This window comes from Pseudomonas sp. AC083 (assembly GCF_979253165.1).
This window is the reverse complement of sequence record NZ_CEEDDH010000006.1, coordinates 230,366-251,630: the sequence shown is the minus strand read 5'-3', so window position 1 is coordinate 251,630 and position 21,265 is coordinate 230,366. Positions and strand designations below refer to the sequence as shown.

The window sequence follows — 21,265 nt, the reverse complement described above, 5'->3', positions numbered from 1 at the left end:
CGGTCGCTGCGCTCCCACGCCCGGATCAATCCCTCCACTCAGCCTTCCGACGTCGCCGGTGGATCAAGATCAAAAGCGGTACTCGAGCTTGCGCTCATTGTTGAGTGGGGCGGCTTCGCCGCGGGCAGCTGCGCTGCTTTGCCTTGGCTTTTGTAGAAGTGAGCCTGCTCGCGATGCGGCACGTCCAGGCCCCCGAGGACTTGAGTTTGTTTAATTCCGATGCCCAATAACTCGAACCTTCCCACAAGGTTTTCAGGTTGTCCGTCGGACGTCCGCTCCCTAGGCTTGGGTCGTCGCTGGTTGTTCAGCGATCGGGTGTGAGAACCCGGAAAATTAGTGATTCAGTGCGCATGTCCGCATAATTGCCGCCAGCTCTTCAGTTGTCTGCAATAGCGATATGGCGACTGTGTGCGGGCAGACTTCGGTCTGGCCGGTTTTCCTATTTTTCCGGTTTCTCACCCCGCACATAGTTGCCACCCACTTCGCCGCGTGAGAAACGGCAGGTGATGGCGTTCATTTAGCAAAGTAGGGCTATTTAATGACCAAACCAGTCCCCGACCCACCCGAAGAAACCACTACCCCCCTCGAAGCCGCGCTGCGCGCCGACGATCTTGCGAAGAACCGCGAAGCCATCAAGCGTGCCCTCGATTTCTATCTCTGCCCGCCACCCGGCAAACCCCATCCGCCCAGCACGATGTTTCTGGTCCAGCCCGACATCGACACCGAAAGCCTGCTTGCCCACGCCTGTGAATCCCTCGCTTCAGCCAACACCCTGGCCAGCGATTTCGCTGATCAGCTGGGGCGACCGCAGCGCAATACGGCGCTGGCGATTCAGCAGATCATCATGCTGGCGGAGCTGGCGGTGAATCGGGCGCTGGATCGGGTTGATCCGCACGCTTGAGATCGCGTTATCGTTCTTCGCGAGCAGGCTCGCTCCCACATTCAAATGCGTTCAACCTGTGGGAGCGAGCCTGCTCGCGAAAGCGGTGGATCATTCACTACAAAACCCGGGCACAAAAAAACCGGCAACCATCCACTGATTGCCGGTCTTTCATTCAGCCAAGCTCAAATCACTGCATCAACACTTCAATCGAGCCATCAGCGGTCATGCTGACCTGGCTGGTGCCGGCTTCAACTTCCGGGGTCACCGGCGCGGAATCCATGGCTGCGGCTTTCATCATCATGGGCGCGCGCAGGTACGGTTGTGGGTAACCGTTGCTGTTGAGGTTCAGGTTGACGATTTTGTAACCCTTGCCGCCGAGGGCGTCGGTGGCCAGTTGCGCGCGGGTCTTGAAGGCGGTGACGGCTTCCTTGAGCAACTGGTCTTCGCTGGCCTTGCGGGTCGGGTCGGCGATGGCGAAGTCCATACCGCCCATTTTCAGGTCGGTCAGCAACTCGCCGGTGAGTTTGGACAGGGCGGCGAAGTCGGTGCTTTCCAGGCGCAGTTCGGCGCGTTCGCGCCAGCCGGTGATCTTCTGGCCTTTGGTGTCGTAGATCGGGTAGCTATTGCGGCTGCCCGTGCGCAGGGTGATGTCTTTGACCTGTTTGGCCTGGGCGGTGGCCTTGTTCATGGTGGTGCTGATGGCGGCGGCGAGTTTGGCCGGGTCGGTGTTCTGCTCTTCGGTATAGAGCGTCACGATCATCTGGTCGCGGGCCACTTCCTGGCTGACTTCGGCGCGCAGGGAAATCTGATTGTAGTGCAGCTCATCGGCGGCCAGCGCCGGGAGGCTGGCGACGCTGCCGATGGTCAGGGCGAGGAGGGCGGCGCTGCGGCGAAATGTGTGCATGAAGGCTCCTTGAATGAGGCGCAGGTAATGGGTCGCGGCCTGCGTGAACCATCAGACTCTAACTTCTATGATCCGGTTCGCCCAGTTACAACTTCTATACAGATGCCTGCACGCAGTGGGGAGTGCTTCTGTGGCGAGGGGATTTATCCCCGTTCGGCTGCGCAGCAGTCGCAAATCCGGCTGATGCGGTATGTCTGGTTAAATGAGGTCGCATGATTTGGGGGCGGCTCCGCCACCCAGCGGGGATAAATCCCCTCGCCACAATTGATCTCCAATAGCCCTCGGCATCTTCTTCAACTCAGATGAATTCTCCATCGTCGCCATGTGGTCGTTTGCCGCACTTTCGCCTCTGAACCCCGCGCCTTGGTTATACTCCGTGCGATCCGCCTGGAGCGCTCATCAGGAGAGCTCATGCTCGCCCCCGTACAACTGACTTCCGCCACTCGCCAGAACCTCTGGCGGCTGACTTTCATCCGCACCCTGGTGCTCGCCGCGCAGGCCGGGTCCGTGGGCCTGGCGTACTGGCTGCAATTATTGCCATTGCCGTGGGTGCAATTGGCGATGACCCTGGGCTGTTCGATTCTGCTCTGCGTGTTCACGGCTGTGCGCCTGCGCACATCGTGGCCGGTGACCGAGCTTGAATACGCGCTGCAACTGGCCTGCGATCTGGTGATTCACAGTGCGCTGCTGTATTTCTCCGGCGGTTCGACCAACCCGTTCGTTTCCTATTATCTGGTGCCGCTGACGATTGCGGCGGTGACGCTGCCGTGGCGTTATTCGGTGATTCTGTCGGGCATCGCGCTGGCGCTGTACACGCTGATGCTGACGCGTTTCTACCCGCTGGAAACCTTGCCGGTCGCCCGTGAGAATCTGCAGATCTACGGCATGTGGCTGAGCTTCGCCCTGGCTGCTGCGGTCATCACGTTCTTCGCGGCGCGTATGGCTGAAGAGCTGCGTCGGCAGGAAGAGTTGCGCGCGATTCGACGCGAAGAAGGTCTGCGCGATCAACAGTTGCTCGCCGTTGCGACCCAGGCTGCCGGTGCGGCGCATGAGCTGGGTACGCCGCTGGCGACCATGAGCGTGTTGCTCAAGGAAATGCAGCAGGATCATCCCGACGCACTGCTGCAGGACGATCTGAAAGTGCTGCAGGATCAGGTCAAGCTGTGCAAGGAAACCTTGCAGCAACTGGTCCGCGCCGCCGAGGCCAATCGGCGTCTGGCGGTGGAGATGCAGGACGTTACCGATTGGCTCGACGAAGCGCTGAACCGCTGGCACCTGATGCGCCCGGAAGCCAGTTACCGCTTCCAGCGTCTCGGTCAGGGTGCAGTGCCGCGCATGGCGCCGCCGCCGGATCTGACCCAGGCGCTGCTTAATTTGTTGAACAATGCCGCTGACGCCTGCCCGGAAAACCTCCAGGTGACGCTGGACTGGGACGCAGAGACTTTGACGATCAGCATTCGCGATCACGGCGCCGGTGTGCCGCTGGCCATCGCCGAGCAGATCGGCAAGCCGTTTTTTACCACCAAGGGCAAAGGTTTCGGCCTAGGCCTGTTTTTGAGCAAGGCCAGCGTGACACGCGCCGGCGGCTCAGTGAAACTCTATAGTCATGAGGAAGGCGGCACGCTCACCGAGCTGCGCCTGCCCCACGGCGCCCGAGGAGACCAACATGAGTGACGAAATCCAAGTCGAAGGCGAAGAACTGCCGCATCTGCTGCTGGTCGACGACGACGCGACCTTCACCCGCGTCATGGCCCGCGCCATGGCCCGCCGCGGCTTTCGCGTCAGCACCGCCGGTTCCGCTGAAGAAGGCCTGACCATCGCCCAGGCCGATCTGCCTGATTACGCAGCGCTGGACCTGAAAATGGACGGTGATTCCGGTCTGGTTCTGCTGCCCAAGCTGCTGGAACTCGATCCGGAAATGCGCGTGGTGATCCTCACCGGTTATTCGAGCATTGCCACGGCGGTGGAGGCGATCAAGCGTGGCGCCTGCAACTACCTGTGCAAGCCCGCCGATGCCGACGACGTGCTGGCCGCGCTGCTGTCCGAGCATGCCGACCTCGACAGTCTGGTGCCGGAAAACCCGATGTCGGTCGATCGTCTGCAATGGGAGCACATCCAGCGCGTGCTCACCGAGCACGAAGGCAACATTTCCGCCACGGCCCGCGCGCTGGGCATGCACCGCCGCACCTTGCAGCGCAAACTGCAGAAGCGTCCGGTGCGTCGCTGAACCTGCGCTGAACGACTATCGCCAGCCCTCGCGATAAAACGCGCCGATCATCTATGATCGGCGCGTGTCCGTTCTTTTTACTATCGAGCCTTATCCATGAATCAGAACGCTGAATATTCCGCGGTCAACGATGCTGTGCGCGGGCAGTTTTTTCGCAAAGTCTGGGCGATGACCACGCCTTACTGGCGCAGCGAAGAGAAGGGCAAGGCCTGGACGTTGCTGATTGCCGTAATTGCGCTGACGCTGTTCAGCGTGGCGATCTCGGTGTGGATCAACAGTTGGTACAAGGATTTCTACAACGCTTTGCAGAGGAAGGATGAAGCCGCGTTCTGGCAGTTGATCCTGTATTTCTGCGGCATCGCGACGGTGGCGATTCTCGGCGCGGTGTATCGCTTGTATCTGACGCAGATGCTGACGATCCGCTGGCGGGCGTGGCTGACCGAAAAGCACTTCAAGCGCTGGCTAGACCACAAGAATTACTATCAGCTGGAGCAGGGCGGTTATACCGATAACCCCGACCAGCGGATTTCCGAAGACCTCAACACTTACACCGCCAACACCCTGAGCCTGGGCCTCGGGCTGCTGCGCACGATTGTCAGTCTGGTGTCGTTCTCGATCATTTTGTGGGGCGTGTCGGGCAGTATCGAAGTGTTCGGCATCGAAATTCCCGGCTACATGTTCTGGTGTGCGCTGTTGTATGCGGCGGTGGGCAGTTGGCTGACGCATTTGATCGGTCGCCGTCTGATCGGTCTGAACAACAAGCAACAACGCTTCGAAGCAGACCTGCGTTTTTCCATGGTGCGCGTGCGTGAGAACGCGGAAAGCATCGCCTTGTACAACGGCGAACCGAATGAGAACCGCCGCCTGAGCAACCGCTTCGGGCTGGTCTGGCACAATTTCTGGGACATCATGCGCGTGTCCAAGCGCCTGACGTTCTTCACCTCCGGTTACGGTCAGATCGCAATTATTTTCCCGTTTGTCGTCGCCGCGCCGCGCTATCTGTCCGGCAAGATCGAACTGGGCGAGCTAATGCAAATCAACTCGGCGTTCGGCAACGTGCAGGAGAATTTCAGCTGGTTCATCACTGCCTACTCGGATCTCGCCGCGTGGCGCGCCACCTGTGATCGTCTGCTGAGTTTCCGTCAGGCCATGAGCGACAACGAACAACGCACCCCGGCCATCGACGTGCAGAACCAGGGCAGTGAGTTGCAGGTGCACAACCTCGGCCTGGATCTGGCTGATGGTCGTCACCTGCTGACCGACGCTGACATGACCGTTGAACCGGGTGAGCGCGTGATGCTCAGCGGCCGTTCCGGCAGCGGCAAGTCGACACTGCTGCGGGCGATGGGCCATTTGTGGCCGGCGGGGCACGGCAATATTCGTTTGCCGGCGGCGCGCTACCTGTTCCTGCCGCAGAAGCCTTATCTGCCGATCGGCACATTGCGTGAAGCGTTGAGTTATCCACAACCGGGCGACACCTACGCGCCGGAACGTTATGCACAGGTGCTGGAAACTTGCCGTCTGCCACACCTGGTCGGGCGGCTGGATGAAGCCAATCACTGGCAACGCATGCTCTCGCCGGGTGAGCAGCAACGCCTGGCCTTCGCCCGCGCGCTTCTCTACGCACCGCAATGGCTGTACATGGACGAGGCTACATCGGCGATGGATGAAGAAGACGAGGCGACGTTGTATCAGGCGTTGATCGACGAGATTCCGGGTCTGAGCATCGTCAGCGTCGGTCACCGAAGCAGTTTGAAACGATTCCATCCACGGCATGTGCGGATCGACAGCGGGCATTTGGTGGAGCAACCCGTGACTGCCTGACCCCACGGATCCCTTGTAGGAGCTGCCGAAGGCTGCGATCTTTTGGTTTTTAAGATCAAGATCAAAAGATCGCAGCCTTCGGCAGCTCCTACATGGAGGTCGTGTTGACGGTGATCGTACAACTCGCTTGAGCTATGATGGCGCCAAGCCGAACTTTCGAGACAAGATGCAGACCATGGAAAAGCTGATCGACACCCCGCGCCTCCCCCGCAAGCGCCGCAGCCTCGCCCAGGAATTGGTGACGGTGTTGAGCGAGCAGATCCGTGATGGCCTGCTCAAGCGTGGCGACAAGTTGCCCACCGAGTCGGCGATCATGGAAGCCCATGGCGTCAGCCGCACCGTGGTCCGCGAGGCGATTTCCCGTCTGCAGGCGGCCGGTCAGGTGGAAACCCGCCACGGCATCGGCACTTTCGTCCTCGACACGCCGAGCCCGAGCGGTTTCCGTATCGATCCGGCCACCGTGGTCACCCTGCGTGACGTGCTGGCGATCCTCGAATTGCGCATCAGCCTCGAAGTCGAATCCGCTGGCCTCGCCGCGCAACGCCGCAGCCCCGAACAACTGGCAACCATGCGCGCCGCCCTCGATGCCTTGAACGAAAGCGCCTCCCATGCCAGCGATGCGGTGTCGTCGGACTTCGCTTTCCACCTGGAAATCGCCCTGTCCACCGGTAACCGCTATTTCACCGACATCATGACCCACCTGGGCACCAGCATCATTCCGCGTACGCGGCTGAACTCGGCGCGTTTGGCTCATGATGATCAACAGCACTACATGGGCCGTCTGAGCCGTGAGCACGAAGAAATCTACGACGCGATCGCCCGCCAGGATTCCGATGCCGCGCGTGCGGCAATGCGGTTGCACCTGACGAACAGCCGCGAAAGACTGCGCCAGGCCCATGAAGAGGCGCAGGCGCAGGGATGAAGTAGTATCAGTGTTTGAGCTCAATTTTCAGTGGCTCTGATACCAGTGCGTTGCCGGAACGTTCGATGGAATATTTCAGTGTGGCGTCGGTCTCTGCACTGAGCATTTTTTCAAAAACTGCTTTCGGGATGTTGAATTCCAGCTGTGGGCGGAGCGGTGGTGAAGGCAGGGGCACCGAATTTGACCATTGCTCGGCGTCGTTTGAGTTACTCACTGTCAATGTGACTATGTCTCCTTGCGCCGCTGCTTCGGGCACAGGTACTAACCCATGAGCCGGGTCGATCAGGTTGTGCACGTAGAGGACGCCACCGAGTGCTTCTTTAAGTACAGGTGGAGGCAGAGTTTGAATTGCGTAGCGTTTATCGGTCATCTTCAAAATCCTTTTGGTTGTCGAAACGAGCCCTAGGCAGCTCACGCTTATTAATGTCTGGACTGCCAGAGCCTCGCACCTGTAAGAAATACCAGTCCCGACCAACGGTCAGCCCTCTAACGCCGTACCACTCACGCCTCAACCCGCAACCTCAACGCCCGCGAATACGGCTCCATACTCGACTCATCCCGAAACTTGTAGCGCAGTTCCACCTCGCGATTCAGGTACGGTTGCAATGCTTCTTTCGGCAGCTGCACCTCGATGTCGAAGAGCTTTTCCATTTCATCCTCGGCGTCATCCCAGGCGCCAGTGTCCACTTCATCACCTTCCCATTCAGGTTCTTCTCCATCGCTGCCGAGAATCGCGTAGACGCTCCAGTTTGCTGCGAAATCGCTGGAATCCGGCACCTGCACGGTGAGGATGTCCGGCAGTTGCGAGAGCTGAAGTGTCACGCAGTCGTCTTGCGCAGGGGCGACGTGGGTGAGGGTGGGGGCGGCAAAATGCATCGACATAGCGGCTTCCTTTGAGTGGTCCGCCACGATCCTTCGTGGCAGTCGACGTACTTTACGAGCCGCTGGTCCTCTCAGAATTAAACGAATCCAGACGAGATATTTCCGCGAGAAAATGCTTCAAGGACGGGCCTTCCAGCGATTTCCAGAAGCATAGACAGCGATTTTGTCGGACAAAAAAGCCCTGCCAACGATGAAATGCAGTTGACGGTTATTTTTTAAGTTGTACGATGACCTACAACTTCGGCGAAGGCTGAACGGTCCACTCACAATAAAACGTTGCTACCAGGGTGTTCGAATAATGAATCCACAAGAACTGAAGTCCATCCTCTCTGCCGGCCTGCTGTCTTTCCCGGTGACCGATTTCAACGCGCAAGGCGATTTCAACCGCGCGGGCTACATCAAACGCCTGGAATGGCTGGCTCCGTATGGCGCTTCGGCTCTGTTCGCCGCCGGCGGCACCGGTGAGTTCTTCTCCCTGGCCGCCAGCGAATACTCGGAAATCATCAAGACTGCCGTCGACACCTGCGCAACCAGCGTGCCGATCCTCGCCGGCGTCGGTGGTTCGACCCGCCAGGCCATCGAATACGCTCAGGAAGCCGAGCGTCTGGGCGCCAAAGGCCTGTTGCTGCTGCCGCACTACCTGACCGAAGCGAGCCAGGACGGTGTTGCCGCCCACGTTGAAGCCGTGTGCAAATCGGTGAAGATCGGCGTGGTCGTCTACAACCGCAACGTTTGCCGCCTCAACGCGCCGCTGCTGGAACGTCTGGCCGAGCGCTGCCCGAACCTGATCGGCTACAAGGATGGCCTGGGCGATATCGAGTTGATGGTGTCGATCCGTCGCCGCCTCGGTGATCGCTTCAGCTACCTGGGTGGTCTGCCGACCGCTGAAGTCTACGCCGCTGCCTACAAGGCGTTGGGCGTGCCGGTGTACTCCTCGGCGGTGTTCAACTTCATCCCGAAAACCGCGATGGACTTCTACCACGCGATCGCTCGCGAAGATCACGCCACCGTCGGCAAGATCATCGACGACTTCTTCCTGCCGTACCTGGACATCCGCAACCGCAAGGCCGGTTACGCCGTGAGCATCGTCAAGGCAGGTGCAAAAATCGCCGGCTATGACGCAGGTCCGGTGCGTGCGCCGCTGACCGACCTGACCGGCGAAGAGTACGAAATGCTCGCCGCGCTGATCGACAAGCAAGGCGCGCAATAAACGAGAAAAGCGAGGCCGCTGAGCAATCAGCGGCTTTTTGCGTGAAGGCTTTTAGAGTTGAGGGCTGCCCTGTGACAACTGCAAAACGCTACGACAACTACATCAATGGCGAATGGGTCGCCGGTGCCGATTACTCGGCCAACATCAACCCGTCCGAACTCAGCGACACCATCGGCGACTACGCCAAGGCTGACCTGACCCAAGTCAACGCCGCAATCGACGCTGCCCGCGCTGCGTTCCCGGCGTACTCCACGTCGGGCATCCAGGCTCGTCACGATTCGCTGGATAAAGTCGGCACGGAAATTCTCGCCCGTCGCGAAGAGCTCGGCACGCTGTTGGCCCGTGAAGAGGGCAAGACCCTGCCGGAAGCGATCGGTGAAGTGACCCGCGCCGGCAATATTTTCAAGTTCTTCGCCGGTGAATGCCTGCGCCTGTCCGGTGACTACGTGCCGTCGGTACGCCCGGGCGTCAACGTCGAAGTCACCCGTGAAGCGCTGGGCGTGGTCGGTCTGATCACGCCGTGGAACTTCCCCATCGCCATCCCGGCGTGGAAGATTGCTCCGGCCCTGGCCTACGGCAACTGCGTCGTGCTCAAGCCTGCCGATCTGGTGCCGGGCTGCGCCTGGGCGCTGGCGGAAATCATTTCCCGCGCGGGCTTCCCGGCCGGTGTGTTCAACCTGGTAATGGGCAGCGGTCGCGTGGTTGGCGAGGCGTTGGTCAACAGCCCGAAAGTCGACGGCATCAGCTTCACCGGTTCGGTGGGCGTGGGTCGTCAGATCGCGGTCAACTGCGTTTCGCGCCAGGCCAAGGTGCAGCTGGAAATGGGCGGCAAGAACCCGCAGATCATTCTCGACGACGCCGACCTCAAGCAAGCGGTCGAGCTGTCGGTGCAGAGCGCATTCTACTCCACCGGCCAGCGCTGCACAGCGTCGAGCCGTCTGATCGTCACCGCCGGCATTCACGACAAGTTCGTTGAAGCGATGGCCGAGCGCATGAAGTCGATCAAGGTCGGCCACGCGCTGAAAGCCGGCACCGACATCGGTCCGGTGGTTTCCCAGGCGCAGCTTGAGCAGGACATGAAGTACATCGACATCGGCCAGTCCGAAGGTGCACGTCTGGTCAGTGGCGGCGGTGTGGTGACTTGCGACACCGAGGGCTACTTCCTCGCGCCAACCCTGTTTGCCGACAGCGAAGCGTCGATGCGCATCAGCCGCGAAGAAATTTTCGGCCCGGTGGCCAACATTGTTCGTGTGGCCGATTACGAAGCTGCGCTGGCAATGGCCAACGACACCGAATTCGGCTTGTCGGCCGGCATCGCCACCACCTCGCTGAAGTACGCCAACCACTTCAAGCGCCACTCCCAGGCCGGGATGGTGATGGTCAACCTGCCGACCGCCGGTGTGGATTACCACGTACCGTTCGGCGGGCGTAAAGGCTCGTCCTACGGCTCCCGTGAGCAGGGCCGCTATGCACAAGAGTTCTACACGGTCGTGAAGACCAGTTACATCGGATCGTAACCCCGCTGCACCCGCGCCGGGCCATCGCCTGAGGCCCTGCGCGGCACAAGACCAAAGAATGTTTTACCCGCATAAAAATAATCAGTGGGAGTACATCTGCATGCAATCCTCCAAGCCGACTCACGTCCGCTATTTGATCCTGCTCATGCTGTTTCTGGTGACCACGATCAACTACGCCGACCGTGCCACGATCGCCATTGCCGGTTCCAGCCTGCAAAAGGACCTTGGCATTGACGCCGTCACCCTCGGCTACATCTTCTCCGCATTCGGTTGGGCCTACGTCGCCGGGCAAATTCCCGGTGGCTGGCTGCTCGATCGCTTCGGCTCGAAAAAAGTCTATGCCCTGAGCATTTTCACCTGGTCGCTGTTCACCGTACTGCAAGGCTTCGTCGGTGAATTCGGCATGTCCACGGCAGTGGTTGCGCTGTTCATGCTGCGTTTCCTGGTGGGCCTGGCGGAAGCGCCGTCGTTCCCCGGCAACGCGCGCATCGTGGCGGCGTGGTTCCCGACCGCTGAACGCGGCACCGCTTCGGCGATCTTCAACTCGGCGCAATACTTTGCCACCGTGTTGTTCGCGCCGCTGATGGGTTGGATCGTCTACAGCTTCGGCTGGGAGCACGTGTTCATCGTCATGGGTATCCTCGGTATCGTGTTCTCGCTGGTGTGGCTGAAAGTCATCTACAGCCCGCGCGAGCACCCACGCGTCAACGAGGCCGAGTTCAAGCACATCGCTGACAACGGCGGCATGGTCGACATGGATCAGAAGGGCAAGAAGTCCGACGGTCCGAAGTGGGATTACATCCGTCAGCTGCTGACCAATCGCATGATGCTTGGCGTGTATCTGGGCCAGTACTGCATCAACGGCATCACTTATTTCTTCCTGACCTGGTTCCCGGTGTATCTGGTGCAAGAGCGTGGCATGACCATTCTCAAGGCCGGTTTCATCGCTTCGTTGCCGGCAATCTGCGGCTTTATCGGCGGCGTGCTCGGCGGGGTGATTTCCGACTACCTGCTGCGCAAGGGCCATTCGCTGACCTTCGCCCGCAAGGCGCCGATCATTGCCGGTCTACTGGTATCGAGCAGCATCGTTGCGTGCAACTATGTTGAAGTGGAATGGATGGTCGTGGGCTTCATGGCTTTGGCATTCTTCGGCAAAGGCGTTGGCGCACTGGGCTGGGCGGTGGTTTCCGACACTTCGCCGAAACAGATCGCCGGTCTGAGCGGTGGCCTGTTCAACACCTTCGGCAACATCGCTTCGATCACCACGCCGATCGTGATCGGCTACATCATCAGCTCCACCGGCTCGTTCAAGTGGGCGCTGGTGTTTGTCGGCGCCAACGCACTGGTCGCGGTGTTCAGCTATCTGGTGATCGTCGGCCCGATCAAGCGGGTGGTGTTGAAAGAGCCGCCAGCCAAGGGCGGCAATGAAGTCACCGGTAACTTGTCTCAAGCGCATTCCTGAGGAGCGGCGTCATGCAGTTGATTGAACATTCCGACTCGCCGCGCTACATCCGCCTGCACGAGCGGGACAACGTTGTAGTGGTGGTCAACGATCAGGGCGTACCGGCCGGTACCGAGTTTGCCGACGGCCTGGTCACCCTGGATTTCGTACCGCAGAGCCACAAGGTCACTCTGGAGGATATTCCCGAAGGCGGCCCGGTGATTCGTTACGGGCAGATCATTGGCTACGCGTTGCAGCCGATCCGCCGTGGCAGTTGGGTCAAGGAAGATCAACTGCGCATGCCCACCGCGCCGCCGCTGGACAGCTTGCCGCTGTCCACCGATGTGCCGGATGCGCAGGCACCGCTGGAAGGCTTCACGTTCGAGGGTTATCGCAACGCCGACGGCACCGTCGGCACGCGCAACATTCTCGGCATCACCACCACCGTGCAGTGCGTCACCGGCGTGCTTGATCATGCGGTCAAGCGCATCAAGGAAGAGCTGCTGCCGAAGTACCCGCACGTCGATGACGTGGTGGCACTGACCCACAGTTATGGCTGCGGTGTGGCGATTACCGCCACCGACGCCTATATCCCGATTCGTACCGTGCGCAATCTGGCGCGCAACCCGAACCTGGGTGGCGAGGCGCTGGTGATCAGCCTGGGCTGCGAAAAATTGCAGGCCGGGCAGGTGATGCACGAAGACGATGCGTCGGTGGATCTCAGCGATCCGTGGCTGTACCGCTTGCAGGATTCCAGCCACGGCTTCACCGAGATGATCGAGCAGATCATGGAACTGGCCGAAGTGCGCCTGAAGAAACTCGACCAGCGCCGCCGCGAAACCGTGCCGGCCTCCGAGCTGATTCTCGGTATGCAGTGCGGCGGCAGCGACGCGTTCTCCGGCATCACCGCCAACCCGGCGCTGGGTTATGCCTCGGACTTGCTGTTGCGTGCCGGGGCGACGGTGATGTTTTCCGAAGTCACCGAAGTGCGCGATGCGATCTATCTGCTGACGTCGCGGGCGCAAACGCAAACCGTCGCCGAAGAGCTGGTACGCGAGATGGACTGGTACGACCGTTACCTGGCCAAGGGCGAAGCCGATCGCAGCGCCAACACCACGCCGGGCAACAAGAAGGGCGGGTTGTCGAACATTGTCGAGAAGTCGCTGGGCTCGATCGTCAAGTCCGGCAGCAGCGCGATCAATGGCGTGCTCGGCCCGGGCGAGCGTTTCAAGCACAAGGGCCTGATTTTCTGCGCGACGCCGGCCAGTGATTTTGTCTGCGGTACGCTGCAACTGGCGGCGGGGATGAACCTGCACGTGTTCACCACTGGCCGCGGCACGCCTTACGGGCTGGCCATGGCGCCGGTGGTCAAGGTATCGACGCGGACCGAACTGGCGCAGCGCTGGCCGGATCTGATCGACATTGATGCCGGACGCATTGCCACCGGGCGCGCGACCATCGAGGAACTGGGCTGGGAGTTGTTTCACTATTACCTTGATGTTGCCAGTGGCAAGCAACAGACCTGGGCGGAGAAGCACAAGCTGCATAACGACATCACCTTGTTCAACCCGGCGCCGATTACCTGAGACCGCGTCATCGTTCTTCGCGAGCAGGCTCGCTCCCACAGGGAAATGCATTGCAAATGTGGGAGCGAGCCTGCTCGCGAAAGCGATCTGCCAGACGCCGAAGGACTTGCGGCGCCTGTGATCGTTCCCACGCTCTGCGTGGGAATGCCTCATGTGACGCTCCGCGTCACGCTTTGGGACGCAGAGCGTCCCGGGGCTGCATTCCCACGCAGAGCGTGGGAACGATCAGGGTGAAAGTGGCTTATCATTAGCCCCCTATCGACGCTCACCCAAGGCTCCCCGGCATGCTGGCAATCTTTCTTGAAACCCTGAACATCACCGCGCCGGTGTTTGCCATGCTGTTTCTCGGTGTGCTGCTCAAGCGCATCGACTGGATCAACGACAACTTCATCCACACCGCCTCGTCGCTGGTGTTCAACGTCACGATGCCGGCGCTGCTGTTTCTCGGCATCCTCCACGCCGACCTGCACGCCGCACTGCAACCTTCGCTGCTCATCTACTTTTCCCTCGCCACCCTGGTGAGTTTCGCCGTGGCCTGGGGCTGGGCAATTTTCAAGTGTCCGCGTGAAGATCGCGGCATCTATACCCAGGGCGCGTTTCGCGGCAACAACGGCGTGATCGGTCTGGCGCTCGCGGCGAGCATGTACGGCGATTACGGCATTTCCCTCGGGGCGATTCTCGCGGCGCTGGTGATCCTGTTCTACAACACGCTGTCGACCATCGTGCTGGCGGTGTACAGCCCGGTGATCAAGTCCGATCCGTGGAGCATCTGCAAAAGCGTGTTCAGCAACCCGCTGATCATCAGCGTGATTTCGGCGGCGCCGTTCGCTTATTTCAAGATCGGTTTGCCGGGCTGGCTGGAAACCTCCGGCCAGTATCTGGCGCAGACCACGCTGCCGCTGGCGCTGATCTGTATCGGCGGCACGCTGTCACTGGCGGCGTTGCGCAAGAGCGGCAAGATGGCGCTCAGCTCCAGCCTGGTGAAGATGGTCGGTCTGCCGTTACTGGCAACCGTGGGCGCGTGGCTGTGGGGCTTTCGCGGGGCGGAACTGGGGATTCTGTTTCTCTACTTTGGCAGCCCGACGGCGGCGGCAAGTTTCGTCATGGCCCGGGCGGCGCAGGGCAATCATGAGCTGGCAGCGGCGATTATCGTGATGACCACGTTGATGGCGGCGCTTACCACCAATGTCGGGATCTTTGTGTTGCAGTGGGGTGGGTGGATCTAAAGGCAAGATCAAAAGATCGCAGCCTTCGGCAGCTCCTACATGGAAATGCGGTCTCCTGTAGGAGCTGCCGAAGGCTGCGATCTTTTAGCTTTTCTGGTAGCTGTCGATCACTTCCTGCGCCGCGCGAAACGCATCGATCGCCGCCGGTACGCCGGCATACACCGCGCAATGCAGCAGCGCTTCGCGAATCTCTTCCACCGTGCAGCCATTGTTCAGCGCACCGCGCACATGGCCTTTCAACTCCTGCGGACACTTCAACGCGGTCAGCGCGGCGAGGGTGATCAGGCTGCGGGTTTTCAGCGGCAGCCCCTCACGATTCCACACCCCGCCCCAGGCGTGTTCATTGACGAAATCCTGCAACGGCTGGGTGAACTCGGTGGCGTTGCCCAGGGCGCGATCAACGAACGCATCGCCCATGACCTGACGACGGATTTCAACCCCGGACTGCTTCGACTCGCTCATGGCACATCTCTCTTGTGGTGTTGGCGACGCCAGGCGCGGATCGACGTGAACATCAGAAACGTCAGCAGCGCCGGCAGGACATAAAACAGCATCAAGCGCTCGAGTTTGCCGGCCAGCGGCATGCCGGTGGTGAACGACACCACATGCAGTCCGTAGACCAGATACAAACCGAGCAGCAGCAAGCCTTCGGCCCGGGTAACGCGGTAGCCGGAATAGAACACCGGCAAGCACAGCGCCGCGACGCCGAGCATCACCGGCAAATCGAAATCCAGTGCATTCGGGGAAACGGAAAGCGGCGTCGGTGCGAGTAGGGCGGTCAGCCCGAGCACCCCGAGCAGGTTGAACAGGTTGGCGCCGATCACGTTGCCCACGGCAATGTCGCGCTGCCCGCGCAACGCAGCGATCAGCGAAGTCGCCAGCTCCGGCAGCGAAGTGCCGACCGCGACCACGGTCAGACCGATGACCCGTTCGGACAGGCCCAAGTCGGTGGCCACGACCACGGCGGCGCCGAGCAGCAAACGCCCGGCGAACACCAGCATGGCCAGGCCAGCGAGAATCATCAGCACACTGATCAGCCAGGATTGCTGCGTATCCTTCGGGCGTTCGGTATGGGGGCGGGTCGAGTGTCGCGACTGGCGGAACAACAAGCCAAGGTACAGCGCCAACGCCCCGAGCAGCAGGACGCCGTCGAAACGCCCGAGATCTTTATTCCAGGCTAGGATGAATACCAGCAGGCTGGCGCCGATCATCAGCGGGATATCCAGGCGCACCAGTTGCCGCGACACGCGCAGGGGGATGATCAGTGCCGAGAGGCCAAGGGTTACGAGGATATTGAAGATGCCGCTGCCGACCACGCTGCCGACGGCGATGTCCGGGTTGTCGGTCAACGCCGCTTGCAGGCTCACGGCCATTTGCGGGGCGCTGCTGCCGAGGGCGACGATGGTCAGGCCGATGATCAGCGGACGCACATGCAGGCGCTCGGCCAGACGCACGGCGGCGCGCACCATCAGCTCGGCGCCGATGAGCAAAAGAACCAGGCCGCTGAGCAATTCGATAACGTTGATCAGCGGCAGATCGGCTAGTCCGAAAATGGTCGGCGCTCCATCAGTCGAGGGCCTGCACGCGAACCCGCGCGGTGCCGCTGCGCAGCATGCCGATCTCATCGGCGGCCTCGCGTGACAGATCGATCAGCCGGCCACGGGTGTGCGGGCCACGGTCATTGATGCGAACCACGACTGATTCATCGTTTTTCAGGTTGGTGACCTTCACTCGCGTGCCGAACGGCAACTGGCGGTGGGCGGCGGTCAGGGAATGCTGGTTGAACGCTTCGCCGCTGGCGGTGCGTTTACCGTGATGTTTGGCTCCATAGTAGGAGGCGACGCCGGTCTGGTCGTAACCGTGCGGGTCGATGGTGTCGGTACTGGCGCAACCGGCCAGCAGAGAGAGCAGGGCGCTGCTCAGCAACAGACGCTTCATTCAAAGGTATCCCGGATCAAATGTAGGAGTGACCTGTGGCGAGGGGATTTATCCCCGTTGGACTGCGCAGCAGTCCCAACACTGAGAACTCGATTTATCTGGTGCAAATCAAGCTCAGCAATTGGGGCCGCTTCGCGGCCCAACGGGGATAAATCCCCTCGCCACAGGTCCCTTCCACAGCGAATGGAGCCAGGCTTTGGATCTGGCTCCATTGGTGGTCAGCCTTCGAGCTTGCTTTTCAGCAGTTCGTTCACCTGCTGCGGGTTGGCCTTACCTTTCGAGGCTTTCATGGCCTGGCCGACGAAGAAACCGAACATCTTGCCGCGTTTGGCTTCGTCTGCCGCGCGGTACTGTTCGACCTGTTCGGCGTTGGCCGCGAGCATTTCGTCGAGCACGGCCGAGATCGCGCCGGTGTCGGTGACTTGCTTGAGGCCGCGCTTCTCGATGATCTCGTCAGCACTGCCTTCGCCGTTGGCCATCGCTTCGAACACCACCTTGGCGATCTTGCCGGAGATGGTGTTGTCCTTGATGCGCTGCAGCATGCCGCCCAGTTGCTCGGCGGAGACTGGCGAATCCTCGATGTCCAGGCCCTGCTTGTTGAGCAGGCTGCCCAACTCGACCATCACCCAGTTCGCCGCCAGTTTCGCGTCGCCACCGATGGCCGCGACTTTCTCGAAGTAATCCGCCTGTTCACGGCTGGTGGCCAGCACGTTGGCGTCGTAGGCCGACAGACCGAACTGGCTCTGGAAGCGCTCGCGCTTTTGCGGTGGCAGTTCCGGCAGGGTGGCACGCACTTCACCGAGGAACGACTCTTCGATGACCACCGGCAGCAGGTCCGGATCGGGGAAGTAACGGTAGTCGTTGGCTTCCTCTTTCGAACGCATCGGACGGGTTTCATCCTTGTTCGGATCGTACAGACGGGTCTGCTGGATCACTTTGCCGCCGTCTTCGATCAGCTCGATCTGACGCTGGATCTCGGAGTTGATTGCCTTCTCGATGAAGCGGAACGAGTTGACGTTCTTGATCTCGCAGCGAGTGCCGAACTCGACCTGGCCTTTCGGGCGCACCGAGACGTTGCAGTCGCAACGCAGCGAGCCTTCGGCCATGTTGCCGTCGCAGATACCCAGGTAGCGCACCAGCGCGTGGATCGCTTTGACGTAAGCCACGGCTTCCTTGGCGCTGCGCATGTCCGGCTCGGAGACGATTTCCAGCAGCGGCGTGCCGGCACGGTTCAGGTCGATGCCGGTGGCACCGTTGAATTCTTCGTGCAGGCTCTTGCCGGCGTCTTCTTCCAGGTGCGCGCGGGTGATGCCGACGCGTTTGACCGTGCCATCCTCGAGGGCGATGTCCAGGTGGCCCTTGCCAACAATCGGCAATTCCATCTGGCTGATCTGATAGCCCTTCGGCAGATCCGGGTAGAAGTAGTTCTTGCGGGCGAACACGTTGTGCTGGCCGATCTCGGCGTCAATCGCCAGACCGAACATCACCGCCATGCGCACCGCTTCCTGGTTGAGCACCGGCAGCACGCCGGGCATGCCCAGGTCGATCAGGCTGGCCTGGGTGTTCGGCTCGGAACCGAAGGTGGTGGAACTACCGGAAAAGATTTTCGACCGGGTGGTGAGCTGAGTGTGAATCTCCAGCCCGATCACGACTTCCCATTGCATGTGTGTCTCCTCAGAAGCCGGTTGGGGTGCGGGTGTGCCAGTCAGTGTTGAGCTGATACTGGTGCGCAACGTTGAGCAAACGGCCTTCCTGGAAATACGGCGCGAGCAACTGCACGCCCACCGGCAGACCATCGACAAAACCGGCCGGCATCGACAGGCCCGGCAGGCCGGCGAGGTTGGCGGTGATGGTGTAGACGTCTTCCAGATAGGCAGCGACCGGGTCGCTGTTCTTCGCGCCAAGCTTCCAGGCCGGGTTCGGCGTGGTCGGGCCGAGGATGATGTCGACTTCATTGAAGGCAGCCATGAAATCGTTCTTCACCAGGCGACGAATCTTCTGCGCTTTCAGGTAGTAGGCGTCGTAGTAACCGGCGGACAACGCGTAGGCACCGACCATGATCCGGCGCTGCACTTCCGCGCCGAAGCCTTCGCCACGGGAACGCTTGTACAGGTCGATGAGGTTTTCCGGGTTCTCGCAGCGATGGCCGAAACGCACGCCGTCGAAACGCGACAGGTTCGAGGAGGCCTCTGCCGGGGCGATCACGTAATAAGCCGGGATCGCGTGCTGCATGTTCGGCAGGCTGATTTCCTTGATCACCGCACCGAGCTTCTGCAACTGCTGGATGCTGTTCTGGATCAGCTCGGCAATGCGCGGGTCGAGACCGGCGCTGAAGTATTCCTTCGGCACGCCGATGCGCAGGCCTTGCAGCGACTCGCCGAGGCTGGCGGAGTAATCCGGAACCGGCTCATCGATGCTGGTGGAATCGTTCGGGTCGAAGCCGGCCATGCCTTGCAGCAGAATCGCGCAGTCTTCGGCCGTGCGCGCCAACGGGCCGCCCTGATCGAGGCTGGAAGCGTAGGCAATCATGCCCCAGCGCGAAACGCGACCGTAGGTCGGCTTCAGGCCGGTGAGGTTGGTGAACGCCGCCGGCTGACGGATCGAACCGCCGGTGTCAGTGGCCGTGGCGGCTGGCAACAAACGAGCGGCAACTGCCGCCGCCGAACCACCGGACGAACCACCCGGTACGTGTTCCAGATTCCACGGGTTTTTCACTGCGCCGTACCAGCTCGACTCGTTGGCCGAACCCATGGCGAATTCGTCCATGTTGGTCTTGCCCAGGGTCACAGCGCCGGCAGCGGCCAGTTTCGCGACTACGGTGGCGTCGTATGGAGCCTTGAAGTTGTCGAGCATCTTCGAGCCGCAGCTGGTGCGGATGCCCTGGGTGCAGAACAGATCCTTGTGGGCGATCGGCGCGCCGAGCAGGGCGCCGCTCTCACCGTTGGCCCGGCGTGCATCGGCGGCTTTCGCCTGCTCGATGGCCAGATCCTCGGTGAGGCTGATGAAACTGTTGAGCTGCGGATCGAGCTGGGTAATACGCGCCAGCAGGACTTTGGTCAGCTCTTCGGAGGAAAACTTTTTATCGGCGAGACCGCGGGCGATCTCGGCCAGAGTCATTTGATGCATTGCAGGCTCTTTCCCTTTAGTCGATGACTTTCGGAACCAGATACAGGCCGTTTTCGACCGCTGGTGCGATGGACTGGTAGGCCTCGCGATTATTCGTCTCGGTCACCACGTCGGCGCGCAGGCGCTGACTGGCTTCCAGGGGGTGGGCCAGCGGCTCGATACCGTCGGTATCAACGGCCTGCATTTCGTCGACCAGCCCGAGAATGCTGTTGAGGGCGGAAGTAATGTGCGGAAGATCGGCATCGTTGAGGCCAAGGCAGGCCAGATGCGCGATTTTTTCCACGTCGGAGCGTTCTAGCGCCATCGGGATTCTCCAGTGGAAAACAGAACGGACGGCGTCCGTGTGTTAGATTGTCGGAACACTACCGCACTTCTACGGTCATAAGGCCGCGATTGTGGGGCTTGGTGCACAGAAAAGCGGCCAATTTAACATATTGGCGCCTTGCCCAAAATCCCTGTCGTTGTTAGAGTTTGCCGCACTTTTTTACCCACGCGTTGCCTAGGGTCCCTTTCCCATGTTCAAGAAACTGCGTGGCATGTTTTCCAGCGATCTTTCCATTGACCTGGGCACTGCCAACACCCTTATTTACGTGCGCGAGCGCGGTATCGTCCTGAATGAGCCATCGGTTGTGGCCATTCGGACACACGGTAACCAGAAAAGTGTCGTTGCTGTCGGCACCGAGGCCAAGCGCATGCTCGGCCGTACGCCGGGCAACATTGCTGCCATTCGTCCGATGAAGGACGGCGTGATCGCCGACTTCAGCGTCTGCGAAAAGATGCTGCAGTACTTTATCAACAAGGTTCACGAAAACAGTTTCCTGCAGCCCAGCCCTCGTGTGCTGATCTGCGTTCCATGCAAGTCCACCCAGGTTGAGCGTCGCGCCATCCGTGAATCGGCCCTTGGCGCCGGTGCCCGTGAAGTGTTCCTGATCGAAGAGCCGATGGCTGCTGCGATCGGTGCCGGCCTGCCGGTTGAAGAAGCGCGCGGTTCGATGGTCGTGGATATCGGTGGTGGTACCACTGAAATCGCCCTGATCTCCCTGAACGGTGTGGTCTACGCCGAATCCGTTCGTGTCGGCGGCGACCGTTTCGACGAAGCGATCATCACCTACGTGCGCCGTAACTACGGCAGCCTGATCGGTGAATCCACCGCTGAACGCATCAAGCAGGAAATCGGTACGGCCTACCCGGGCGGCGAAGTGCGCGAAGTCGATGTTCGCGGTCGCAACCTGGCCGAAGGCGTTCCACGCGCATTCACCCTGAACTCCAACGAAGTGCTCGAGGCTCTGCAAGAGTCGCTGGCCACCATCGTTCAGGCGGTGAAAAGCGCGCTGGAGCAATCGCCGCCGGAACTGGCTTCCGACATCGCCGAGCGTGGCCTGGTGCTGACTGGTGGTGGCGCGCTGCTGCGTGACCTCGACAAGTTGCTGGCCCAGGAAACCGGCCTGCCGGTGATCGTTGCCGAAGACCCGCTGACTTGCGTTGCTCGCGGCGGTGGCCGTGCGCTGGAAATGATGGATAAGCACACCATGGATCTGCTTTCGAGCGAATAAGCTTCGAATGCAATACGTGGGTGAAC

Annotated in this window: 20 protein-coding genes; 11 read left to right on the top strand and 9 right to left on the bottom strand. The window is 60.6% G+C overall.

What is annotated here, in order from left to right; all coding sequences use genetic code 11:
• The first annotated feature begins 538 nt into the window (after positions 1-538).
• Positions 539-901 (top strand): DUF6124 family protein, encoded by a 363-nt coding sequence (locus AC0IXA_RS12635; protein ID WP_471813277.1) that lies wholly within the window; start codon positions 539-541, stop codon positions 899-901.
• A 169-nt stretch (positions 902-1,070) separates the two neighbouring features.
• Here the strand turns inward: AC0IXA_RS12635 and AC0IXA_RS12630 are convergent, their stop codons facing one another.
• Complete coding sequence (locus AC0IXA_RS12630; RefSeq protein WP_073473817.1) at positions 1,071-1,787, bottom strand: SIMPL domain-containing protein; 717 nt, start codon at positions 1,785-1,787, stop codon at positions 1,071-1,073.
• 411 nt (positions 1,788-2,198) lie between these two features.
• Between AC0IXA_RS12630 and AC0IXA_RS12625 the strand changes: the two genes are divergently transcribed.
• The 4 genes from AC0IXA_RS12625 (at position 2,199) to AC0IXA_RS12610 (ending at position 6,760) form a co-directional block, all read left to right on the top strand.
• On the top strand, positions 2,199-3,461 hold the full coding sequence (locus AC0IXA_RS12625; protein WP_016771713.1) for an ATP-binding protein: 1,263 nt from the start codon (positions 2,199-2,201) through the stop codon (positions 3,459-3,461).
• Complete coding sequence (locus tag AC0IXA_RS12620; RefSeq protein ID WP_003221630.1) at positions 3,454-4,014, top strand: response regulator transcription factor; 561 nt, start codon at positions 3,454-3,456, stop codon at positions 4,012-4,014. The genes AC0IXA_RS12625 and AC0IXA_RS12620 overlap by 8 nt, the downstream gene beginning before the upstream one ends.
• A gap of 96 nt (positions 4,015-4,110) precedes the next feature.
• Complete coding sequence (locus tag AC0IXA_RS12615) at positions 4,111-5,838, top strand: ABC transporter ATP-binding protein/permease (protein ID WP_041477961.1); 1,728 nt, start codon at positions 4,111-4,113, stop codon at positions 5,836-5,838.
• A gap of 175 nt (positions 5,839-6,013) precedes the next feature.
• On the top strand, positions 6,014-6,760 hold the full coding sequence (locus AC0IXA_RS12610) for a FadR/GntR family transcriptional regulator (protein WP_024011597.1): 747 nt from the start codon (positions 6,014-6,016) through the stop codon (positions 6,758-6,760).
• 7 nt (positions 6,761-6,767) lie between these two features.
• Here the strand turns inward: AC0IXA_RS12610 and AC0IXA_RS12605 are convergent, their stop codons facing one another.
• Positions 6,768-7,130 (bottom strand): hypothetical protein, encoded by a 363-nt coding sequence (locus tag AC0IXA_RS12605; protein ID WP_460154303.1) that lies wholly within the window; start codon positions 7,128-7,130, stop codon positions 6,768-6,770.
• Positions 7,131-7,261: 131 nt separating this feature from the next.
• Entirely contained in the window at positions 7,262-7,642 is a 381-nt protein-coding gene (locus tag AC0IXA_RS12600) for a hypothetical protein (RefSeq protein ID WP_471813274.1), read from the bottom strand.
• A 298-nt stretch (positions 7,643-7,940) separates the two neighbouring features.
• Between AC0IXA_RS12600 and kdgD the strand changes: the two genes are divergently transcribed.
• From kdgD to AC0IXA_RS12575, 5 genes are all read left to right on the top strand, one after another.
• Positions 7,941-8,852: a 5-dehydro-4-deoxyglucarate dehydratase gene (kdgD, locus tag AC0IXA_RS12595; RefSeq protein WP_016771708.1), complete on the top strand. Its 912-nt coding sequence runs from the start codon at positions 7,941-7,943 to the stop codon at positions 8,850-8,852.
• Between the two features lie 71 nt (positions 8,853-8,923).
• Positions 8,924-10,369 carry an aldehyde dehydrogenase family protein gene (locus AC0IXA_RS12590; protein WP_016771707.1) on the top strand — a complete coding sequence of 482 codons (1,446 nt, stop codon included), beginning with the start codon at positions 8,924-8,926 and terminating at the stop codon, positions 10,367-10,369.
• A gap of 100 nt (positions 10,370-10,469) precedes the next feature.
• A complete protein-coding gene (locus AC0IXA_RS12585; protein WP_125927107.1) occupies positions 10,470-11,831 on the top strand; it encodes an MFS transporter in 1,362 nt (453 codons plus the stop codon).
• 11 nt (positions 11,832-11,842) lie between these two features.
• Positions 11,843-13,396, top strand: coding sequence for a galactarate dehydratase (gene garD, locus AC0IXA_RS12580; RefSeq protein WP_471813272.1), 1,554 nt, complete (start codon positions 11,843-11,845; stop codon positions 13,394-13,396).
• A 284-nt stretch (positions 13,397-13,680) separates the two neighbouring features.
• Positions 13,681-14,622 carry an AEC family transporter gene (locus AC0IXA_RS12575; RefSeq protein WP_471813270.1) on the top strand — a complete coding sequence of 314 codons (942 nt, stop codon included), beginning with the start codon at positions 13,681-13,683 and terminating at the stop codon, positions 14,620-14,622.
• A gap of 84 nt (positions 14,623-14,706) precedes the next feature.
• Here the strand turns inward: AC0IXA_RS12575 and AC0IXA_RS12570 are convergent, their stop codons facing one another.
• The 6 genes from AC0IXA_RS12570 to gatC all read right to left on the bottom strand — a co-directional run bounded on the left by AC0IXA_RS12570 (position 14,707) and on the right by gatC (position 19,990).
• Positions 14,707-15,084 (bottom strand): carboxymuconolactone decarboxylase family protein, encoded by a 378-nt coding sequence (locus AC0IXA_RS12570; RefSeq protein WP_122610841.1) that lies wholly within the window; start codon positions 15,082-15,084, stop codon positions 14,707-14,709.
• Complete coding sequence (locus AC0IXA_RS12565; RefSeq protein WP_471813285.1) at positions 15,081-16,091, bottom strand: calcium/sodium antiporter; 1,011 nt, start codon at positions 16,089-16,091, stop codon at positions 15,081-15,083. The genes AC0IXA_RS12570 and AC0IXA_RS12565 overlap by 4 nt, the downstream gene beginning before the upstream one ends.
• Before the next feature lie 97 nt (positions 16,092-16,188).
• Positions 16,189-16,560 (bottom strand): septal ring lytic transglycosylase RlpA family protein, encoded by a 372-nt coding sequence (locus AC0IXA_RS12560; protein ID WP_024011604.1) that lies wholly within the window; start codon positions 16,558-16,560, stop codon positions 16,189-16,191.
• Between the two features lie 218 nt (positions 16,561-16,778).
• Positions 16,779-18,224: an Asp-tRNA(Asn)/Glu-tRNA(Gln) amidotransferase subunit GatB gene (gatB, locus tag AC0IXA_RS12555; RefSeq protein ID WP_016771702.1), complete on the bottom strand. Its 1,446-nt coding sequence runs from the start codon at positions 18,222-18,224 to the stop codon at positions 16,779-16,781.
• A 10-nt stretch (positions 18,225-18,234) separates the two neighbouring features.
• Positions 18,235-19,686 (bottom strand): Asp-tRNA(Asn)/Glu-tRNA(Gln) amidotransferase subunit GatA, encoded by a 1,452-nt coding sequence (gene gatA, locus AC0IXA_RS12550; RefSeq protein WP_024011605.1) that lies wholly within the window; start codon positions 19,684-19,686, stop codon positions 18,235-18,237.
• A 16-nt stretch (positions 19,687-19,702) separates the two neighbouring features.
• Complete coding sequence (gatC, locus tag AC0IXA_RS12545; protein ID WP_024011606.1) at positions 19,703-19,990, bottom strand: Asp-tRNA(Asn)/Glu-tRNA(Gln) amidotransferase subunit GatC; 288 nt, start codon at positions 19,988-19,990, stop codon at positions 19,703-19,705.
• Positions 19,991-20,201: 211 nt separating this feature from the next.
• Here gatC and mreB point away from each other — a divergent pair, with 211 nt between their 5' ends.
• Positions 20,202-21,239, top strand: a complete 1,038-nt coding sequence (mreB, locus tag AC0IXA_RS12540) for a rod shape-determining protein MreB (RefSeq protein ID WP_002555108.1) — start codon at positions 20,202-20,204, stop codon at positions 21,237-21,239.
• Positions 21,240-21,265: the final 26 nt, after the last annotated feature.

What these genes read in the sequence shown, in the direction of transcription:
- AC0IXA_RS12635 (WP_471813277.1), top strand. Translation starts at nt 539, where the DNA reads ATGACCAAACCAGTCCCCGACCCACCCGAAGAAACCACTACCCCCCTC.
- AC0IXA_RS12630 (WP_073473817.1), bottom strand. Translation starts at nt 1,787, where the DNA reads ATGCACACATTTCGCCGCAGCGCCGCCCTCCTCGCCCTGACCATCGGC.
- AC0IXA_RS12625 (WP_016771713.1), top strand. Translation starts at nt 2,199, where the DNA reads ATGCTCGCCCCCGTACAACTGACTTCCGCCACTCGCCAGAACCTCTGG.
- AC0IXA_RS12620 (WP_003221630.1), top strand. Translation starts at nt 3,454, where the DNA reads ATGAGTGACGAAATCCAAGTCGAAGGCGAAGAACTGCCGCATCTGCTG.
- AC0IXA_RS12615 (WP_041477961.1), top strand. Translation starts at nt 4,111, where the DNA reads ATGAATCAGAACGCTGAATATTCCGCGGTCAACGATGCTGTGCGCGGG.
- AC0IXA_RS12610 (WP_024011597.1), top strand. Translation starts at nt 6,014, where the DNA reads ATGGAAAAGCTGATCGACACCCCGCGCCTCCCCCGCAAGCGCCGCAGC.
- AC0IXA_RS12605 (WP_460154303.1), bottom strand. Translation starts at nt 7,130, where the DNA reads ATGACCGATAAACGCTACGCAATTCAAACTCTGCCTCCACCTGTACTT.
- AC0IXA_RS12600 (WP_471813274.1), bottom strand. Translation starts at nt 7,642, where the DNA reads ATGTCGATGCATTTTGCCGCCCCCACCCTCACCCACGTCGCCCCTGCG.
- kdgD (WP_016771708.1), top strand. Translation starts at nt 7,941, where the DNA reads ATGAATCCACAAGAACTGAAGTCCATCCTCTCTGCCGGCCTGCTGTCT.
- AC0IXA_RS12585 (WP_125927107.1), top strand. Translation starts at nt 10,470, where the DNA reads ATGCAATCCTCCAAGCCGACTCACGTCCGCTATTTGATCCTGCTCATG.
- garD (WP_471813272.1), top strand. Translation starts at nt 11,843, where the DNA reads ATGCAGTTGATTGAACATTCCGACTCGCCGCGCTACATCCGCCTGCAC.
- AC0IXA_RS12575 (WP_471813270.1), top strand. Translation starts at nt 13,681, where the DNA reads ATGCTGGCAATCTTTCTTGAAACCCTGAACATCACCGCGCCGGTGTTT.
- AC0IXA_RS12570 (WP_122610841.1), bottom strand. Translation starts at nt 15,084, where the DNA reads ATGAGCGAGTCGAAGCAGTCCGGGGTTGAAATCCGTCGTCAGGTCATG.
- AC0IXA_RS12565 (WP_471813285.1), bottom strand. Translation starts at nt 16,091, where the DNA reads ATGGTGCGCGCCGCCGTGCGTCTGGCCGAGCGCCTGCATGTGCGTCCG.
- AC0IXA_RS12560 (WP_024011604.1), bottom strand. Translation starts at nt 16,560, where the DNA reads ATGAAGCGTCTGTTGCTGAGCAGCGCCCTGCTCTCTCTGCTGGCCGGT.
- gatB (WP_016771702.1), bottom strand. Translation starts at nt 18,224, where the DNA reads ATGCAATGGGAAGTCGTGATCGGGCTGGAGATTCACACTCAGCTCACC.
- gatA (WP_024011605.1), bottom strand. Translation starts at nt 19,686, where the DNA reads ATGCATCAAATGACTCTGGCCGAGATCGCCCGCGGTCTCGCCGATAAA.
- gatC (WP_024011606.1), bottom strand. Translation starts at nt 19,990, where the DNA reads ATGGCGCTAGAACGCTCCGACGTGGAAAAAATCGCGCATCTGGCCTGC.
- mreB (WP_002555108.1), top strand. Translation starts at nt 20,202, where the DNA reads ATGTTCAAGAAACTGCGTGGCATGTTTTCCAGCGATCTTTCCATTGAC.